The organism is Mucilaginibacter pedocola, assembly GCF_002013915.1.
GTDB classification, from domain to species: domain Bacteria; phylum Bacteroidota; class Bacteroidia; order Sphingobacteriales; family Sphingobacteriaceae; genus Mucilaginibacter; species Mucilaginibacter pedocola.
Genome location: NZ_MBTF01000006.1, coordinates 112,728 through 130,389 on the forward strand (window position 1 = coordinate 112,728; position 17,662 = coordinate 130,389).

Genomic DNA, 17,662 nt, shown 5'->3' on the forward strand with positions numbered 1-17,662 from the left:
GGCCGATACAACCATTATAAGTAAAACGGGCAATACCTGTACGGTACTGCCCGCCGGGGGAATGCCCTACGCTACCATCACGCTGTCAATACCTTTTTCCAAAGCATTGTCTTTCAGATCGGGTACGTTGGTGCCTTCTGCTCTCACAAAGTCAACATCCGTCATCCCTATAAAGCCCAGCATACTGCGCAGGTAGGGTTCAATAAAATCCATTGATTTCATGGGCCCGTCGGAATACACAAAACCCGAAGATATGGCCACGTATACTTTTTTGCCGGTGACAAGGCCGGTGGCGGTATGCCCTTCTACCTTAAAGGTTTGGCCCGAACGTACTACATGATCAAGCCATGCCTTCAGCGCCGAGTGGATGCTGAAGTTATACATGGGCGCACCAATTACAATTATATCTGCATCCTTAATTTCCTGTATGGCCTGGTCGGAGTGCTTTACGGCTTCAACATGTTCCGGCGTGCGGGCATCAGGCGGGGTGAAAAATGATGCCAGGTGGCTTTCTTCCAGATGTGGGAAATGCTCGTTTACCAGGTCGCGCTCAGTAACGGTACTGCCCGGGTAGGCGGCTTTAATTTTTTCTACAATGGCGTTGCCCAACTGTATGCTTACCGAGGCGGCACCGCGCGGGCTCGATAGAATATGCAATATTTTTTTCATGGCGTTATTGTTTTAATACCCGCAAATCTACCTACCTTTGCTAATAAAAAGTTAGTAGTATACAAAAGGTTAGTACTAACCTTTTGTATACTTTTCTTAATATCAATTACTTATGAGCCAAGAGTGGGGAAGGGATGCTGTGAAGTGCAACGCAGCCATGACATCGGTTGCCGATGCATTATACGTTATTGGCGGCAAATGGAAGCTGCGCGTAATTGTTGCCCTCCGCGAAGGGTACACGCGTTTTAACGAGATACAGCGGTCTATCGATGGTATTTCGGCGCGGGTATTATCTGCCGAATTAAAGGAGCTGGAGTTGAACGGCTTTGTAAAGCGCGAGGTGATAGCCCAAACACCGGTGGTGGTAGAATACCATATTACGCCTTATGCCGATACACTGAGCGATATATTAAAGGCCCTGATGGAGTGGGGCACCATGCATCGCGACAAGCTGCGGAGCGAACGGTAGTTTTTTGTAACATAATACCGATATTTGCCCCTACACTAAAATAACGCGTATGCCAGCAGCCGATAAGCCCGCCGAAAAGGAAAGTTTACACCCAAGGAATTTACACCGTGCTGGCTACGATTTTGCCGCGCTGGTAAAAGCCTCGCCGGCATTGGCAGATTTTGTGCGCCCTAACCCTGCCGGCGTAGAATCTATAAACTTTGCTGACCCTGATGCGGTTAAAGAACTTAACAGTGCATTGCTGAAAAGCTATTACGGGTTAAGCTACTGGGATATCCCCGACGGTTACCTTTGCCCGCCCATACCCGGCCGTGCCGATTATATACATTACCTTGCCGATTTGTTAGCCGAAGGAAACGGTGGTAATATACCTACCGGAAAAAGCATCCGTGTATTAGACGTAGGTGTTGGGGCCAACTGCGTATACCCTATTATTGGGCACAGCGCATACGGCTGGCAATTTACCGGTACCGATACAGATGCCGAAGCTATCCGCTCGGCAAATAAAATTGTGAGTAATAACCCAACGCTTAGCGGCGCAATTAAAATTCGCCCGCAGAGCAATAAGGCCAATGTTTTTAAAGGTGCTATTACGCAGGGTGAATTGTACGATATCACCATGTGTAACCCGCCTTTTCATGCTTCGGCACAAGAGGCACAAGCCGGTACACTCAAAAAACTGCAAAACCTGAATAACGGCCGCCCGCAAAAGGCGCAGCTAAATTTTGGTGGTAAAAATGCAGAGCTTTGGTACCCCGGCGGCGAGATTGGTTTTATACGTTACATGGCCGAGCAAAGCCTGCTGTTTGCTGATAAGGTGCTTTGGTTTACCACGCTCGTATCAAAAAAAGACAGCCTTGCTGCAGTATACCGTGCCTTAAGCAAGGTAAAAGCTTTAGAGGTTAAAACTATTGAAATGCACCAGGGCCAAAAGGTAAGCCGCGTAGTAGCCTGGACGTTTTTGAGCGAGCCCGCGCAACGCACCTGGCGTAACGCTAACTGGAAAACAGGAATACAAAAGATTTAACATCGTCCGGCTAAAATCTACGGAACATTCTTAATTTTATGGGTACCAATTAACCCATTTACGTGAGGCCCGGCTTTGCTGCACCTTTTATTTTATTGCTGTTGTGCATTTTTGCCTTTACCGGCGAGGGCTATGGGCGCAATATGCGTAATAGCGCCCAACAACAGGATACCACCAAAAAGGAGCGCCCAAAGCGCACTAATGCCTGCACCGCTATTGGTAACCTAACCGGCACCACTTGTATAGGCAGCGAGCTGAAGGCATCGGTAAGTACCGAAGCTTTTGCACCCATAGCAATGGCTCAATGGTTTACAGGCAATAATACTTTGGTGCTTACCCAATCGGCGGGGCCATTTGTTTATACCCCACCCGTAACCGGAACCTATTACGTGAAGATCACAACAACCGAGGGATGCCAGGTTACAACCAATTCGGTTACTATATCGGCACTTAAAGAGCCGCTTATTAAAATAACTACGCCCTCTAATGTGGTTTGTGCCGATTTTCCTACACCATCGTTTACCGGTGTGCCTACTTATAACGGTGAACACCCTACCTACCAATGGAAGGTTAATGGTATGGCGGTTGGGCCCGTAGTTACCGAAGTGCTTACCCCTTTTAAACCAATAGGGTTAAAAAAAGGCGATAAAGTAACCTGTGAGATGACCAGTAGCGATGATTGTATTACCCGCCCGGTTGTGGAGAGCGCCCCCATTTTTATTGAAGACGTGCCCAACCAAAATCCCTCGGCAACTATAGCCCTGCTTACCACTACACCTTGCGAAGGAAGCGCGCTTACTTTCGAAGCTTTTCCCATTAATACCGGGAATGTTACTGTTTATTTATGGTTTGTAAATGGCGTAGGCGCAGGCAATGGCGATAAAAAGACATTCACATCTTCAAATTTGAAAGATGGAGACGAGGTAAGCTGCACCGTAATAAGTACAGCAAAAGTCTGCCAATCTTTTACATCCTTCATGAGCGATCCGTTGACAGTGCATTTCACCCCAACGGTTACACCCGAAATAAGCATAGCATCGGTAACTGCTGAGATCGATGTTTCAGTTACCTACAAGGCAACAATAAAGCATGGCGGCAGCGCGCCCAATTACCAATGGCATATAAACGGCCAAAACGTTGGTACCAATGCAGATACTTATACCGCTTATAAACTTACCCCCGGGGATGTGCTTACCTGTACACTAACGAGCAATGTTGATTGCACACTTAGCAACACTATCACCTCCGATCCGCTTACTAATAATGTCACCCTTCCCGTTAGGAGGGTTATCGTAAACATGTTTACCCCCAATGGCGATGGCGTAAACGATACCTGGGCGTTTCCGGGTGTAGATGCCTTTAGGAATGCTAAAGTAAGTGTGTATAACCGTTACGGAAAAATTGTATTTAACTCAACAGGCTTTATTGTGCAATGGGACGGAAAAACAAATGCCGGAGGGCCATGCCCATCCGGCGTGTATTATTATTTCATCAACTTCGGCCAATCTAAAACACAGGCCGGGTCAGTTACCATTATACGGTAAAAGCGGGATGGTTAAGCACTTGCTTTTTCAGCTTCGGGTTTAGCAACTTTGGGGGCTTTTGTTGCGGTGGCTTTTGCAGGCTCGGCAGCAGCAGGTTTTTCCGCAACAGCTTTAGCCTCGGCGGCTTCGGCAGCTTTTGCTACTGCTCCTTTATCAACCTTTATTTGAGCAGCTATTTTTTTTGCCAGGCTTTTAGCGGCTTTTTCTATTTCTTTATTGGTTTTTTTAGAAGTTGCGCCTAATTTTTCGGCAGTCTCTTTTAGTTGGATAGCGAGTGAAGCCCTGATGCTTTGGGTTGCAGCTTTACGTGCCGATTTAATTAAGACTTTAAGTTTATTTTTCTTCATAACAGCAAATTATGCTGCAAAGATAGGTTATCGCAAAATTAAACCAATGTTATTATTATGTTAACAGTTGCGTAAGTGCTTAACATTTACCGCATTAGGCATGGCTATTGTGGCGCTAAGTTATATGCAAATCAACGGGTTAGAAATAGGGATAATAGTGCTGCTTACCATTGGTTTGATCATTTGGCTAATAGCGCGCAACCGCAAAGACAAAAAAGCCTTTGAAAAGGATCAATTGGAAAACGACATCCAATCGCCCGATCCCGAAAAGAAAGTTTAGCCTATTGGTTTTTGATGATGATACTCTCGATAACCACAGCAGCATGCTCACATTTATCGGTAGTGCGCTCCAGCGCCGATAGTATTTCGGTATACTTAAGCAACTGGACCGAATTTTGCTCGCTTTGCATTACGGCGCCAATAGCGGTAGCCGATACCAGATCCGCCTGGTTTTCCAGCAGCCTTACCTTAGTACAGTTCTCTTTTATAGCATCAGCAGTGCTTAAGTTGGCTAAACCCGATACGGCCGATTGTATGGCCTTGCAGCTTTCTATGATAATACCTGCCAATTCCTGAATAGCAGGGTTGCCCGGCTCTGATTGCAGCAGGCTATAACGGCGCGACGAGATGTGCAGATAATCGCAAATGTTGTTGATAGATGAAGCCAACTCATACATATCGCTACGTGCGAAGGGCGATACAAAGGCTTTTGCCGAGGCAAGGTATACTTTGTGTTTTACTTCGTTGCCGGTTTGTTTAAGGCGGCTTATTTGGTTAAGCTCTATATTGGCATCGGTAGAATTACCGCTCACCAGCTTACATAGCAATTGTGCCATTTGCGCGTTTATTTCGCACGACTGGTCGAACAGGTCAAAAAAGGTACGGTCCTTAGGAGTAAAAAACTTTAGTAGTGTAGATGCCATTCAACAAATGTTTATGCAAACGTACTAAAACCAATATTAAGGCAGTGTTAAAATTTGGCTATATGTAAACAAAGAGAGTTGAATTTACACTCCCGGTATAAATATCTCTATTTGGGTGCCCTTTAATTGTTCGCTTTGCACCTCCATCTTACCATCAAGCAGGTTTACGCGGGCAGCAATGTTTTTCCAGCCTATCCCCTTCGATTCATCAATTTTGCTGGTATCAAAGCCTTTGCCGTTATCCCGGATGCTTAAAGTAAGATTCTTTTCTTGTTGAACAATATTAATATCGATATGTGTGGCCTGGGCGTGTTTAATCATATTATTCACTACCTCCTGCACAATGCGGTAAATAGAAAGTTCGTTGGGTTTTGCAAACTGGTATTGGCGTATATCTTCGGGTACGTTCAGCATCACCTCGGTACCGCCTGCCGAGTTTATCTTCATGCACAGATCTTCCAGCGCAGCAAACAACCCAAGGTTTAAACCTTCGGGTATCAGGTTGTGCGATATATGCCTAACCTCCTGTATGGTTTTATCAACCAAATTAAGGGCATTATCAACCGCCGGGGCTTCCCCCTCCTCGGGCTGCAGTACCGATATATTCATTTTTATAACCGATAGCATTTGCCCAATACTATCGTGCAGGTCGCGCGCTATACGGATGCGTTCTTTCTGCTCGCCTTCGAAAAGCGACTTATTGGCTATTTCCTGTTGCTTAAATACTTCGGCTTGTAATTGTTTCTCCTGCTTGTATTTGTTTTTGCGGATGATAAAGTAAGCCAGCGCAGCCCCTAATATGGATAAAGCTATCGACCCGAACAGCCAATAATTTTTCCTGCTTATCTCAAACTGTTGTTGCTGTATCAGCTTTTGCTTCCGCTCCGTCTCAAATTTTACGTTTAGTTCCGATAGTTGGCGGGTATTATCCAGGTTAATAAATTTATCCTTGGCTCCCATAAACAGCTTGTTGTACTTCAGGGCATTGTTGTAGTCGCCCGTGCGCTCATAAGCATCAGCGAATGATTCATAAGCAGCTTCCTCAATTTCAATAGCATCAATTTTTTTGGCAAGTGCGAGGCTTTTTTCGAGGTAAACCAAAGCCTGCGGATGGTTGCCCATTTTGCTGTACAGGTCGCCAATGTTGTTGTAGGTTGCGGCCATCATCCACTCGTCGCCGGTTTTGGCGGATAGGTCTATCGCCTTAAAATTGTATTCAACGGCCGCTGTATAGTTTTTTTGTGCTTTATAAATAATGGCCACATTGCTAAGTGCCATTGATATTTTAGCAGGGATGTTTTTTTGGGTATAAACATCAAGCGCGTTTTTGTAGGCCAGCAGCGCCTTGTCGTACTTCAGTTGCTGCTCGTAAACGGTGCCCTTATTGTTTTGGCAATCGGCAACCAGTTCGTCTTCGCCAATTTCGCGGGCCAGTTTTTCGCCGCGTTCGTAATAGGCAAGGGCATCGTCGAATTTCTTCCAGCTGATGTATAGCGCGCCAATACCTTTATAAACATGGGCGGTAGAGCTTTTGTCGCCCACCTCATCTGCCTTTTTGAGCGCGCGCTGGTATATCTCCAGCGATTTTACATTCTCTCCCTTATCCGCATACATGCGGCCAAGGGCAATATTGGCTTGTATAAAAGCTTTGGCATTTTTGGCAGGCCCGGCAGCCTGTATTATTTCGTTCAGGAAAACCTCGGCAGTATCGGCACTACCTTTTTTTAGGTAAGCCTTCGCGGCATCCATTTTCAGGGCAAGATCATCAGGATGTGTTTTTAATTCCTGTAGTACCTGGGGCAGCGTTTTCGCCGGTGCGGGGCTTTGGGCAATGTTAATAAAAGGCAATAAGCATAAAGCCGCGCAAAATAATACCGGCTTAAGGGTACGCATAAATACAGGCTTCATCATCAATTAAGGGATATAATTCAGCATAATAATACGGCTAAATTATACCAAACTCAAATTAATAATATTCTTTAAGTGTGTAGCAGCCTACCTCAGCCCCGCCATATCCTTATTGTATTTATTGCGGTATTCTACAGGCGATACGCCGGTTATTTTTTTGAAGGTTTCGCGGAAGGCCTTGGTATCGGTATAGCCTACGTTGTACATTACCTCGTTCACATTTTCGCGCAGGGTTTCCAGGCTCATTTTGGCGGCCTCTATGCGTACGCGCTGCATATATTCTACCACCGTGTTAGATGTTGCCTTTTTAAAGCGGCGTTCCAAATGGCGGCGGCTCATGGCCAGGTTGCTGGCCAATTGGTCTACCGTTATTTTTTCGGCATAGTTTTGCTCTATATAATCCTGCGCTTTTTTAATGGCTTCGTCCTCGTGGTTCTTCTGCCCGTGGAAAATGATGAACAGCGACTGGCTGTTCCTCTCAATATCTATCTCGAACATTTTAGAAGACTTGATGGCCATATCGCGCCCCGAGAATTTCTCTACCAAATAAAGCAGCAGGTTGAGCGAAGAATATGCGCCGCCGCTGGTGTAAATACCGCCTTCGTCGGTTATTATTTTGTAAGGCATCAGGTTTACATCAGGGTACATCTGCCTGAACTCTGCCGCGGCCAGCCAGTGTGTGGTGCAGCTTTTGCCTTTGAGTAAACCGGTAGATGCCAGTATGAATGCGCCGATGCAAAGTGATACCACTTCTGCCCCGCCTTTGTATTGTTTTATTATCCAGGGGATAGTATCGCTGTTGTCTTCTACCACTTTGCCCATATCGCCATGCACGGCGGGGATGATGATGAGGTCGGTTTTAGATACCTCGCTAATGGTTAGTTCGGGTTTTATAACGAATAAGCCGTTGCCCAGTGTGGCCTCTTTATTAAGCCCTACCAGCTGCACCTTAAACAAAGGCGCCTTATTCATGCGCATAAAGGCGTTGTTTACCTCGGTAAACATTTTGTACGTGGCCTCTATGTTGCTGAGGCTGGCATTCCCCTGGGGTATCAGTACCGATATATGTTTCATGCTACCAAAATTAAGCCTAACAACCGTCGCAATCAACCCCTTACATTGTCGTAATTACACCCTTGGCTTTCGCTTCGAGCGCCGCAACTTTGTAATACCAAGCCCAAACGGTATGATAGAAGTTTTTAAAACCAACGTATGCGATGCGGGCCAGTCGGCAAAGCTGATAGGCATTATAACCACAACATTTAACCTGCGGCGCGTAAACTTCGAACTGGAAGACTGCGATAAAGTGCTGCGCATAGAGGGTGCCGAGTTTTGCCCCTGGCGGGTGATAGAATTACTGAAACTAAACGGGCACCACTGCGAAGTGCTTATATAAAAACATATATTTATTTAACCAATTTATAAAGCCATGCCTAAAATTAATGCCTACATCAATTTTAACAACACCTGCCGCGAGGCCATGACCTTTTACCAGGAATGCTTCGGTGGCGAACTTTCGCTGACAGTAGTGGGCGAATCGCCAATGAAAGATATGTTCCCGGCGGAACACCAAAATAGTATACTGCATGCCGACCTCACCGGCGGCGATTTCACCCTGCTGGCCACTGATTTGCCCGGCCCAAACAAAGTTTTCTCGGCGGGTTCGATAGTGTTAACCCTTGTGTGCGATACCAAAGCTGAGCTTGAACGCTTGTTTGGTAAGCTAAGCGAAGGCGGCAATGTAACCCACCCTGTTATGCAGTTTTATGCCGGGAGCATGGGGAATGTGACCGATAAGTTTGGCGTGGCATGGGGTGTTTTTTCGGCCGAAAAATAATTATCTTCAACCGATAATTATTCAATTAAAACCCTCACAATTATGCACGTTGTATTCATTATCCTTGCCATTGTAGCAGCATTGGTAGTATTGCTGCTTTTAGCCGCCGCCTTCACCAAAAGCGAATATTCTGTTGAACGCCAGGTAACCATTAACAAACCTGTATCGCAGGTATTTGGCTATGTGCGTTATCTCAAAAACATGGATAAGTACAACAAGTGGGTTATGGTTGATCCGCAAATGCGTAAAGATTACCGGGGCGAAGACGGTACCGAAGGTTTTGCCTACGCCTGGGACAGCGACAACAAAGCAGGCCAGGGCGAGCAGGTGATAAAAAAGATAGATAATGGAAACCGGGTGGACGTGCAGATAACCTTCATCCGCCCAATGAAGGCGGTGTCCGACTCATACATGGAAACCATCCCAACCATTGATAACGGCACTATAGTGAAATGGGGTTTTGCCAGCAAAATGCCTTACCCGGCAAACGCGGTGATGATGTTTATGGATATGGGCGAAATGCTTGGCAAGGATTTGGAAATAAGCCTGAACAATCTGAAAACGATATTAGAGAAACAACCATAAAAACTAAAAACATGGCAACATTTAACGTGTATTTGAATTTCACAGGCAACACCGAGGAGGCCTTCAACTTTTACAAAGAGGTATTTGGCGGTGAGTTTGTAATGGTGCAACGTTTTAAGGATACTCCGCACGGCGATCAGATGAGCGATGAGGATAAAGAGAAAATGATGCACATTGCCCTGCCGCTTGGTAATATCACCCTGATGGGTACTGATGCGTTGGAAGGCTTTGGCCCTGCGCTAACATTCGGCACCAATTTTTCGCCATCGGTATCGCCCGAAAGTATGGAAGAGACAGAGAAGATATTTGCCGGGATATCGGCAGGTGGTACTGTACAACAACCCTTAGAGAAAATGTTTTGGGGTGCTTACTACGGCCAGTGCACCGATAAGTTTGGCGTGCAGTGGATGGTGAACTTCGAGATAAAAGAATGATAACACTTTAAACCTGAATATTATGAAAATCGCAATGATTGTTGTACGTACGCTGATGGGCTTATTCCTCCTTTGGGCCTCTATAGCTTACTTTTTCGACTTAATGAAGGCCCCGGCCACTATGCCCGATGCTGTTATTACTTACAATAAGGGTATAGCTGTAGCGCACATCCTTACTATTGTAAAAAGTATAGAACTGATATGCGGCTTATTGCTGGTAGCCGGTTTATTTGTACCGCTGGTTACGGTGGTAATATTCCCTATCACCATCAATATCGTGTTGTTCCACTTTTTTGCTGCGCCCGAAACCATTGGCGGTGGCGTGTTACTGTTAGTGCTTAATTTGTTTTTGGCCTGGTACTACCGCAAAAACTACGCGCCGCTGTTTGCGGTGAGGTAGTTTGCAGGATTAGAGCTTTGACAACTTTTTAAAAGTTGTCAAAGCTTTTTTAGCCCTATCTTTACAGCATGAAAAAACTATTGCTGTTCGTCTTTTTCCTGTCGGTGGTTTCGGTTACCGGTAAACCTACGCATCGTAACGATACCATCCCCGAGTTTATGAAGGGAAAGTTTAAGGACGATTACGGCATTAAGTACGAGATTAACGATACCCTTTGGTTCCAGCTTCCTAAAAGCAAATACCGTATCATTAAATGGAACCTGCAGGAGCAATACCTGGTTGCCCGCAATAACGATGGCAATCCCGGCGAAGGCGGACTATATACCCGAATAGATTTTATGGAGTTTAAGAACATGTCGCCATGGAAATGGGGCTATTGCTTAACCGCCTACGATGCCAAAACCGATGTAATTGCCGAAAGCATGGCCAAAGCCGACCGTAAGCATCCCAAGACTGGCTGTAACGGTTTTCCTTTTTCACGTATGAAGGAAAACTATTAGAATGTTTATTTAACCGCAAAGTGCGCAGAGTTTTTGCAAAGAAGCGCAAAGCCTTTGTTAGGCACTAAAAGATAAAGAGAGGTACACGCGAGACTGTTAAGAATCAAGCTTTCTTAATATTATAATACAAAGGGCGCAAGTTTTAAAACTCTGCGCCCTTTGCGTTTTTTCTCTGCGTTCTTTGCGGTTAAGTTACAGTCGCGCTATTCAAAACTGCTAACTGCCCACCGCAAACTGCCAACTATTTCCCTAACCTTTTCTTCAGCTCATCTATCGGCATTATTAAAAAGCGCCCTACCTGCTGTTTGCCTTTGTAAGTAACTACTTTTAGCTGCGTAGCATCAATAGGCACGGTAAGCGTGCTGGTGTATTTAGGATAAAATCTGTCGGGTTGTGAGTTATCAAAGCTGTAGTAAATATCCAGCCCCGGTATTTCGGGGGTAAGCACAACACCCAAAGTACCATCAGGGTTACGTACGGGTTTAAAGCTTGGGTCGTAAACGCTGGGCGAAAATTTGGTTTCCGATTGATTAAAGCGCTCGAACTGTTTCTCTACCTTAGGGAAGAAAACCGAAAAATTCTTAGGACGCTTAGGCGACCATACCGACTCCGAAACTGCCAACGCACGTGGCCATATCATATACTCCACCTGGCGGAAGTTATAAACCTGCTCGGTCCAAAGGTTGGCCTGCCCGCCTTTTATCAGTTTGGCATCAACGCTATCTGGTACCGGTTCAAACTCGTAAGTTTTGCTGAGGCGCAGGGTGGCGTATACCGGTGGCTCGGTTATTTTATCGCTCTGCATATAATCAAGGTATACATAAGTGGTTGGGCTCATTACTACTTCGTGGCCAAGTTTGGCAGCTTCTATGCCGCCTTTTATGCCGCGCCAGCTCATCACTGCAGCGTTAGGGCCAATACCGCCTTCCAGTATCTCATCCCAACCCATAAATTTTTTGCCTTTGCTCTCTACAATTTTCTCCAGGCGCTTTTCAAAATAGCTTTGTACCTCTTCCTGGGTTTTCAAATTTTCTTTAGCCATCAGCGCTTTCACCTGGTCGCTTTGCTCCCAGAAGTTTTTGGCGCACTCGTCGCCACCCATGTGTATATAGCCGAATGGGAATAGCTGAGCCAGTTCGCCCACCACTTTATCCAAAAAGTCGTAAGTGTATTCGCTGGCAGGGTTCAGGGTGTTATCCACCAAAGCTGGGTGGCCGGGTTTGCTCCAATCCATTATCTTCTCGCCCGACCGCACTTTGTATTGATCTGCACCTGGCGTGGCCGATAGTTGCGGGTAAGCGGCAACAGCTGCAAGGCTATGACCCGGTACATCTATCTCAGGCAAAATATCAACAAAGCGGTCTTTAGCGTATTTCACCAGTTCGCGTATATCATCTTGGGTATAAAAACCGCCGTAGGTACGTGGCTCATCCGGTTTCGGCGGGATAAAATCGCCGAAGGCACCTTCACGTTTTACGTTGTATGCGCCAACGGTAGTTAAGCGCGGCAAGCTTTTTATCTCGATGCGCCAGCCCTCATCATCGGTAAGGTGCATGTGCAACAGGTTAAATTTGTATTTAACCATATCATCAATAAAACGCTTTACTTCGGTTTTGGTGAAGAAGTGGCGCGATACATCGAACATCAGCCCGCGCCACTCAAAGCGTGGGTAATCGTAAATATCAACAACCGGAGCTGCCCACAATACGTTTTTGGCTACCTCCAACCCTTCAATTTCCTTTGGCAATAATTGCATTAGCGTTTGTGCTCCCCAGTATAAGCCCGCAGGCTGGTTGGCACTTATGGTAATACCGTGTTGTTTCACCGAAAGGAAGTACCCTTCTTTACCCAGTTTAGCATCCGCTGTTTTGTTCAGCTCCAATTTAATAGTGGCGGTTGGTGCATGGGCTTTCACGGTAATGGCTTTGCCTGCCGCGGTAGAAAATTTTTTCTTCAGCAGGTCGAGGATGGAAGTCATTTCCGGCGAGGAACTGCTTTGCACTACTACCACATTTGGCAATATAAACTGCCCCGTGTGTTTGGTGATCTTCACCGGTTCGGGAATGATGGAAATACCCGGCGATGTTTGTTGCGCAAAGCCCAACGAGCCAACAAGGCAGGACAATACCAGGAGCGATAATTTTTTCATGGATAACAAATTGATGGTTTATAAGGGGTAACAGCAGGCAAGTTATAACTTTTTAAATAAAATTAATAAGTTTTTTTACAACCAACGGTTACAGTATTTTAGGATGATTTTTTATTACCTTGCCCGTATATCTCACAATTGCGCCTGCAATTTTTATCAACCAATTTTTAAGCTTAATTAATAACCATGTCAACTGATCGCAGAAAATTCCTCAAGCACTTGGGCACATCCGTTTTGTTAACCTCGGCATCGCTCAATAGTTTTGCCGCCCGCGAAGAAAATGAAATAAGGCTGTTACGCGCCCAAAAACGCATTACGCCAAACGATAAAATACGCATTGCTACCGTTGGTATGGGTATTATGGGTTTTAACGATACCAATGCGGCGCTAACCTCACCCGGAGTTGAGCTGGTTGGCGTTGCCGACTTATATAAAGGCAGGCTTGCCCGTGCTAAAGAAGTATATGGTGCAAGTTTGTTTACCACCGATGATTATCGTGATTTGATTCTCCGTAAAGATATTGATGCCATTATAGTGGCCACCAGCGATAACTGGCACAGTCAGATATCGATAGATGCTATGCGCGCCGGGAAGGCTGTTTATAGCGAGAAGCCCATGGTGCACCAAATAAGCCAGGGGCTTGCCGAAATACAGGCGCAAAAAGAAACCAAGATGGTTTTCCAGGTGGGGAGCCAACGCGTGAGCAGTATTGCTTACCGTAAGGCCAAGGAAATGTACGAGGCGGGTGCTATCGGCAAGATAAACTCCATCGAGGCATCATTTAACCGGCAGGATGCTTTGGGCGCCTGGCAATATACCATCCCGTTAGATCAATCGGTACAAACGGTTAACTGGGCGCGCTTTCAATCGAACGCTAAAGAGAAGGTAGATTACGACCCTAAGCGCTTTTTCCGCTGGAGGAACTACCGGGAATACGGCACCGGCGTGGCAGGCGACCTTTTCGTTCACCTGCTTAGCGGCATACATTTAATAACCGGCTCTAAAGGGCCTGAAAAAATATATTCGATAGGCGACCTATCCTACTGGAAAGATGGCCGTAATGTACCCGATGTGATGAGTGCCGTTGTGCATTACGGCGACACAAAAGAGCACCCTGCCTTCCAGGTAACGCTGCGTGTGAATTTTGTTAGCGGCGACGGCGGTAGCAGTACTACTAAGATAGTAGGCTCGGAAGGTGTGATAGACCTTGGCGGCGAGGGCGAAGGCTTCACCATCCGCAAAAATAAATTACCCGAAGCGCCGGGCATTGGTGGCTGGGATTCGTTATTCACTTACACCGAAGCGCAGCAGAAAGCCTTGCTGGATGATTATAACAAACGCTGGAAAGAAGACAAACGTAATCGCCAGAAATTTCCGGATGTGGTTTATAAGGCACCGGATGATTATAATGCCTCAAATGACCACTTCGCCAACTTCTTCGATTCGATGAGGAACGGTACCAAGGTGGTAGAGGATGCCGTGTTTGGTTTTAGGGCTGCAGCACCCGCATTAGCCTGTAACGATAGTTATTTTGAAAACAAAGTTGTGCGCTGGGATGCCCACAATATGAAAATAATAGTTTAAGCCTGACATTATTAAACAAGAACGGCCGTGAGTACAAACTCGCGGCCGTTCTTATTATATAGCGTGTTGTATTATTTGATCTTTCTGGCGGCTACACCTTCATTGGTAATTTTTACCGGCTGAATAAGCCCATCAGCATCAAACACCATTTTCTCTATACAGGTTTCGCGGTGGTTGCCATCGGTTTCGGTAAGCGGGCGGCGGTGGTATATAATGTAATACTCATCGGTACCCGGTATGTTGATCACCGAATGGTGGCCCGCTCCTCTTGCTACGGCAGGGTCTTGCTTTAAAACGGTGGCAATGCGTTTAAACGGTCCGTTAATATTATCGGCCATAGCATATGCTACACGGTAATCGGGGCCTGTCCAGCCCCCTTCCGACCACATAAAGTAATATTTGCCCTTGCGGATGAACATCAGCGGGCCTTCTACATAGCCTTCGGGTGTGATAGAGCGATAGGTAGTGCCATCTTCAAATGGTACTAAACCTGTAAAATCATCTTTCAGCTTGGCTATGTTGCAATGGCCCCAACCACCGTAAATAATGTAGTACTGGCCATCCTTATCGTGAAACACAAATTGGTCGATAGGTTGTGCGCCGTTGATGATCTTATCGATAAGCGGTTTGCCTAACAGGTCCTTGAATGGGCCTTCGGGTTTGTCGGCAACGGCTACGCCAATACCGCCTACGGTTTCGTTGTTTTGGATATCGTTGGCACCAAAGAAGAAGTAATATTTATTCCCTTTGTGCACAATGGCTGGTGCCCACATAGCCATTTTTGCCCATTTTACGTTGGAAGAATCGAGCACGTTAGCGTGCTTGGTCCAGGTAACCAGGTCTTTCGACGAGAAGGCATCGAAGTGCACCTGTTTCTCATATTTGTCGGAAAATGTGGGGTAAACCCAGTATTCTTTACCGAAAATGGTGGCCTCAGGGTCGGCATACCAACCAGGGAATATGGGGTTGCCGGATGTTTTTTTAGTTTGCGCTTGTGCGTTTGGCAGGCAAAATGCAGCAAGGATAGATAGTATAAGCAGTCGTTTCATAATCATTTCAATAGGGCTACAATGTAGCCAATTAACTCTTTAATATAAGTATTCCAGGTGCCGTAAACTACAGTATCGGGCAATAGGTCCCAAAAGGAAATAGCGCCCCGGTTGGTTTTATAATAATCGCAAGGGTAAGCCACAACGGGTATGCCCGCCTTTTTAAATATCAGCAGCGAACGCCTCATATGGAAGGCCGATGTTACCAGCAGGTAAGGCGGCTTTAAAGTTGTTTTTTGCAGGATGGCTTTAGAGAATGCTGCGTTTTCGAAAGTGTTGCGGGCGTTGCTCTCTATCAGCACAGCACTATCGGGTATACCGAGTTTACGTAATTCGCCCTGTACAAATGTGCCCTCGCGAAAGCCGCTGGGGTTTAAGTTTCCGTTGCCGCCGGTAACCAACAGGTGCGATGCTGTGCCGTTCTGCAATAGTTTAACAGCTTCGGTATAGCGGTCGGCAGCGTTATTAAAAAAGCCGTGCCCGGTAGCATCTTCGGATACAAAACCACCCAGTAAAATAATACTGCTGAATTTGTTATTGCCCGGATTGTAAGCCTTAATATCCCACATGTTTGAATACAGCCGCATGGGGATAGGATTGCCAAAGAAATACAAGATTATCACAGAAGTAATCAACAACTTGCGGGCCCTCTTCGGTTTTTTGGTGAAAATGGCATACACCAGCATACCAAATATCCACAAAAATGGCAGGATAAGAATGTAAAGTACTTTGGAGAGTATAAAATACATGGGCTTTATTATGGCGGTACAAATTAATTCATTTTTATTTATTAGCCATGTAACCATCCATTTATTCTGCGCGTCAGACCCATCAAAAACCTACAATTATGACACGCCATATATTTGCCACCCTGTTTTTATTAGCGCAAGCGGCGGCAGCTTTTGCACAGCAGGCCCCCGTTAATAAGGCTTTACAACTTACCGAAAAGCAAAAGGCCGAAACCATTGATAGTATTATTACCACCATAAATAACCGCTACGTTTTTGCCGATGTGGCTAAAAAGATTGAGACACATTTGCGTAAGCAGCAAAGCAAAAAAGCGTATACGAAAATTACCGATGGTAACCAGTTTGCGGCCGTTTTAACTGCCGATTTGCAGGCTGCCGGAAATGACAAGCACCTGCGCGCCATGTTCTTTGAAGACGAACTGCCTGTAGAGAAAGAACGCGAACTGATGAGCATTCCCGACGAAGAACGCGAAGGCTTAAACAATATGCTGATGCATACCAACTACGGCATCAACAAAATTGATGTGCTGAAGGGCAACATCGGCTACCTGGATATTGGCGTATTTGTAACGCCCGAACTGGCCGGCGAAAAGTATGCCGCCATGATGGCTTACGTGGCCCATACCAATGCACTCATCATCGACCTGCGCAACTGCGGCGGCAGTATGTCGCCCGATGCTATACCTTTTATTTGCAGCTATTTTTTTGAGTCGCCGGTGCATTTGAATGATATACAATACCGCAAGAATAACAAGCTGGTGCAATCGTACACCTACTCTTACGTCCCTGGCAAAAAGTACCTGAACAAACCGATATATGTACTCATCAGCAAAAACACATTTTCCGGTGCGGAGGAACTGGCCTACGACCTGCAAAACCTGAAACGTGCTATGCTGATAGGCCAGCCGACGGGGGGCGGCGCTAACCCGGGCGGCGATATCAGGGTGACCAACCACTTCAGGATATTTGTGCCCGTGGGGCAGGCTATAAACCCCATCAGCAAAACCAACTGGGAGCATGTGGGTGTGCAACCCGATACGCTGATAAACACCAAACTGGCGCTGTATAAAGCACAGAAACTGGCTATGCGAGCTACCATTGCAACTACCAAAGAGCAAATTTGGAAAGATGCCCTAACTGAATGGGTAAAAGAGCTGGATAACAATAAGCCGCAGATAAAACAAGTAGCGTTTGAACTGAAGGGCTACGACAACGCCAAAGAAGTATATGTTGCAGGCACCTTTAACGATTGGAGCAATAGCGCTGCCAGGCTACAACGTAAAGGCGATAAATGGATGGGCTTAGCCGAAAGCGAGCCCGGCAAAATACGCTATAAATTTATTGTTGACGGGCAATGGATAACCGACCCCGCCAACATCCAAACCGAAAGCAACGGCCCCAATACCGATTCGGTAAAAATAGTGGAGTGAAAAACAGGTGAGTGATGATAGGCCCGTGGTGTTTGCATGCACCCGGGCTTTGTTGTTT

Annotated in this window: 20 protein-coding genes; 12 read left to right on the top strand and 8 right to left on the bottom strand. The window is 46.1% G+C overall.

Features of this window, described 5'->3' with window-relative positions; all coding sequences use genetic code 11:
• Positions 1-66: 66 nt before the first annotated feature.
• Positions 67-669, bottom strand: a complete 603-nt coding sequence (locus BC343_RS09475; protein ID WP_078347539.1) for an FMN-dependent NADH-azoreductase — start codon at positions 667-669, stop codon at positions 67-69.
• A 112-nt stretch (positions 670-781) separates the two neighbouring features.
• On the opposite strand from BC343_RS09475, the gene BC343_RS09480 reads away from it, so the two are divergent.
• The 3 genes from BC343_RS09480 (at position 782) to BC343_RS09490 (ending at position 3,709) form a co-directional block, all read left to right on the top strand.
• Entirely contained in the window at positions 782-1,138 is a 357-nt protein-coding gene (locus BC343_RS09480; protein ID WP_078347540.1) for a winged helix-turn-helix transcriptional regulator, read from the top strand.
• Positions 1,139-1,187: 49 nt separating this feature from the next.
• Positions 1,188-2,165 (top strand): 23S rRNA (adenine(1618)-N(6))-methyltransferase RlmF, encoded by a 978-nt coding sequence (rlmF, locus tag BC343_RS09485; protein WP_078347541.1) that lies wholly within the window; start codon positions 1,188-1,190, stop codon positions 2,163-2,165.
• A gap of 62 nt (positions 2,166-2,227) precedes the next feature.
• Positions 2,228-3,709, top strand: coding sequence for a gliding motility-associated C-terminal domain-containing protein (locus tag BC343_RS09490; protein WP_078347542.1), 1,482 nt, complete (start codon positions 2,228-2,230; stop codon positions 3,707-3,709).
• An 11-nt stretch (positions 3,710-3,720) separates the two neighbouring features.
• On the opposite strand, the gene BC343_RS09495 is transcribed toward BC343_RS09490, so the two are convergent.
• A complete protein-coding gene (locus tag BC343_RS09495; RefSeq protein WP_078347543.1) occupies positions 3,721-4,056 on the bottom strand; it encodes a hypothetical protein in 336 nt (111 codons plus the stop codon).
• Between the two features lie 67 nt (positions 4,057-4,123).
• Here BC343_RS09495 and BC343_RS09500 point away from each other — a divergent pair, with 67 nt between their 5' ends.
• Positions 4,124-4,336 carry a hypothetical protein gene (locus BC343_RS09500; protein ID WP_143822126.1) on the top strand — a complete coding sequence of 71 codons (213 nt, stop codon included), beginning with the start codon at positions 4,124-4,126 and terminating at the stop codon, positions 4,334-4,336.
• A 1-nt stretch (position 4,337) separates the two neighbouring features.
• Here the strand turns inward: BC343_RS09500 and BC343_RS09505 are convergent, their stop codons facing one another.
• The 3 genes from BC343_RS09505 to BC343_RS09515 form a co-directional block, all read right to left on the bottom strand.
• A complete protein-coding gene (locus BC343_RS09505) occupies positions 4,338-4,979 on the bottom strand; it encodes a DUF47 domain-containing protein (RefSeq protein WP_078347545.1) in 642 nt (213 codons plus the stop codon).
• 84 nt (positions 4,980-5,063) lie between these two features.
• Complete coding sequence (locus BC343_RS09510; protein ID WP_078347546.1) at positions 5,064-6,890, bottom strand: tetratricopeptide repeat-containing sensor histidine kinase; 1,827 nt, start codon at positions 6,888-6,890, stop codon at positions 5,064-5,066.
• Between the two features lie 84 nt (positions 6,891-6,974).
• Complete coding sequence (locus BC343_RS09515; protein ID WP_078347547.1) at positions 6,975-7,961, bottom strand: GlxA family transcriptional regulator; 987 nt, start codon at positions 7,959-7,961, stop codon at positions 6,975-6,977.
• 112 nt (positions 7,962-8,073) lie between these two features.
• Here BC343_RS09515 and BC343_RS09520 point away from each other — a divergent pair, with 112 nt between their 5' ends.
• The 6 genes from BC343_RS09520 (at position 8,074) to BC343_RS09545 (ending at position 10,643) form a co-directional block, all read left to right on the top strand.
• Positions 8,074-8,283: a hypothetical protein gene (locus BC343_RS09520; protein WP_078347548.1), complete on the top strand. Its 210-nt coding sequence runs from the start codon at positions 8,074-8,076 to the stop codon at positions 8,281-8,283.
• A gap of 33 nt (positions 8,284-8,316) precedes the next feature.
• Positions 8,317-8,724, top strand: coding sequence for a VOC family protein (locus BC343_RS09525; protein WP_078347549.1), 408 nt, complete (start codon positions 8,317-8,319; stop codon positions 8,722-8,724).
• 42 nt (positions 8,725-8,766) lie between these two features.
• Positions 8,767-9,309: an SRPBCC family protein gene (locus BC343_RS09530; RefSeq protein ID WP_078347550.1), complete on the top strand. Its 543-nt coding sequence runs from the start codon at positions 8,767-8,769 to the stop codon at positions 9,307-9,309.
• Positions 9,310-9,320: 11 nt separating this feature from the next.
• Positions 9,321-9,743, top strand: coding sequence for a VOC family protein (locus tag BC343_RS09535; protein WP_078347551.1), 423 nt, complete (start codon positions 9,321-9,323; stop codon positions 9,741-9,743).
• A 22-nt stretch (positions 9,744-9,765) separates the two neighbouring features.
• Complete coding sequence (locus tag BC343_RS09540) at positions 9,766-10,143, top strand: hypothetical protein (RefSeq protein WP_078347552.1); 378 nt, start codon at positions 9,766-9,768, stop codon at positions 10,141-10,143.
• A 68-nt stretch (positions 10,144-10,211) separates the two neighbouring features.
• Complete coding sequence (locus tag BC343_RS09545; RefSeq protein WP_078347553.1) at positions 10,212-10,643, top strand: hypothetical protein; 432 nt, start codon at positions 10,212-10,214, stop codon at positions 10,641-10,643.
• Between the two features lie 241 nt (positions 10,644-10,884).
• On the opposite strand, the gene BC343_RS09550 is transcribed toward BC343_RS09545, so the two are convergent.
• Positions 10,885-12,792 (bottom strand): beta-N-acetylhexosaminidase, encoded by a 1,908-nt coding sequence (locus BC343_RS09550; RefSeq protein ID WP_078347554.1) that lies wholly within the window; start codon positions 12,790-12,792, stop codon positions 10,885-10,887.
• A gap of 186 nt (positions 12,793-12,978) precedes the next feature.
• Between BC343_RS09550 and BC343_RS09555 the strand changes: the two genes are divergently transcribed.
• Positions 12,979-14,376 carry a Gfo/Idh/MocA family protein gene (locus BC343_RS09555; RefSeq protein WP_078347555.1) on the top strand — a complete coding sequence of 466 codons (1,398 nt, stop codon included), beginning with the start codon at positions 12,979-12,981 and terminating at the stop codon, positions 14,374-14,376.
• A 71-nt stretch (positions 14,377-14,447) separates the two neighbouring features.
• Here the strand turns inward: BC343_RS09555 and BC343_RS09560 are convergent, their stop codons facing one another.
• Positions 14,448-15,425: a glycoside hydrolase family 43 protein gene (locus BC343_RS09560; protein ID WP_078347587.1), complete on the bottom strand. Its 978-nt coding sequence runs from the start codon at positions 15,423-15,425 to the stop codon at positions 14,448-14,450.
• A gap of 2 nt (positions 15,426-15,427) precedes the next feature.
• Entirely contained in the window at positions 15,428-16,174 is a 747-nt protein-coding gene (locus BC343_RS09565; protein ID WP_162276846.1) for a YdcF family protein, read from the bottom strand.
• A gap of 98 nt (positions 16,175-16,272) precedes the next feature.
• Between BC343_RS09565 and BC343_RS09570 the strand changes: the two genes are divergently transcribed.
• Positions 16,273-17,604 carry a S41 family peptidase gene (locus tag BC343_RS09570; RefSeq protein ID WP_078347557.1) on the top strand — a complete coding sequence of 444 codons (1,332 nt, stop codon included), beginning with the start codon at positions 16,273-16,275 and terminating at the stop codon, positions 17,602-17,604.
• The last annotated feature ends 58 nt before the right edge of the window (positions 17,605-17,662 follow it).

Bases quoted from the DNA above. Each gene is read 5' to 3' on its own strand.
- BC343_RS09550 (WP_078347554.1), bottom strand. From the start codon at position 12,792: ATGAAAAAATTATCGCTCCTGGTATTGTCCTGCCTTGTTGGCTCGTTG.
- BC343_RS09570 (WP_078347557.1), top strand. From the start codon at position 16,273: ATGACACGCCATATATTTGCCACCCTGTTTTTATTAGCGCAAGCGGCG.
- BC343_RS09540 (WP_078347552.1), top strand. From the start codon at position 9,766: ATGAAAATCGCAATGATTGTTGTACGTACGCTGATGGGCTTATTCCTC.
- BC343_RS09510 (WP_078347546.1), bottom strand. From the start codon at position 6,890: ATGATGAAGCCTGTATTTATGCGTACCCTTAAGCCGGTATTATTTTGC.
- BC343_RS09495 (WP_078347543.1), bottom strand. From the start codon at position 4,056: ATGAAGAAAAATAAACTTAAAGTCTTAATTAAATCGGCACGTAAAGCT.
- BC343_RS09525 (WP_078347549.1), top strand. From the start codon at position 8,317: ATGCCTAAAATTAATGCCTACATCAATTTTAACAACACCTGCCGCGAG.
- BC343_RS09480 (WP_078347540.1), top strand. From the start codon at position 782: ATGAGCCAAGAGTGGGGAAGGGATGCTGTGAAGTGCAACGCAGCCATG.
- BC343_RS09545 (WP_078347553.1), top strand. From the start codon at position 10,212: ATGAAAAAACTATTGCTGTTCGTCTTTTTCCTGTCGGTGGTTTCGGTT.
- BC343_RS09560 (WP_078347587.1), bottom strand. From the start codon at position 15,425: ATGAAACGACTGCTTATACTATCTATCCTTGCTGCATTTTGCCTGCCA.
- BC343_RS09515 (WP_078347547.1), bottom strand. From the start codon at position 7,961: ATGAAACATATATCGGTACTGATACCCCAGGGGAATGCCAGCCTCAGC.
- BC343_RS09505 (WP_078347545.1), bottom strand. From the start codon at position 4,979: ATGGCATCTACACTACTAAAGTTTTTTACTCCTAAGGACCGTACCTTT.
- BC343_RS09520 (WP_078347548.1), top strand. From the start codon at position 8,074: ATGATAGAAGTTTTTAAAACCAACGTATGCGATGCGGGCCAGTCGGCA.
- BC343_RS09555 (WP_078347555.1), top strand. From the start codon at position 12,979: ATGTCAACTGATCGCAGAAAATTCCTCAAGCACTTGGGCACATCCGTT.
- BC343_RS09535 (WP_078347551.1), top strand. From the start codon at position 9,321: ATGGCAACATTTAACGTGTATTTGAATTTCACAGGCAACACCGAGGAG.
- BC343_RS09530 (WP_078347550.1), top strand. From the start codon at position 8,767: ATGCACGTTGTATTCATTATCCTTGCCATTGTAGCAGCATTGGTAGTA.
- BC343_RS09565 (WP_162276846.1), bottom strand. From the start codon at position 16,174: ATGTATTTTATACTCTCCAAAGTACTTTACATTCTTATCCTGCCATTT.
- BC343_RS09475 (WP_078347539.1), bottom strand. From the start codon at position 669: ATGAAAAAAATATTGCATATTCTATCGAGCCCGCGCGGTGCCGCCTCG.
- rlmF (WP_078347541.1), top strand. From the start codon at position 1,188: ATGCCAGCAGCCGATAAGCCCGCCGAAAAGGAAAGTTTACACCCAAGG.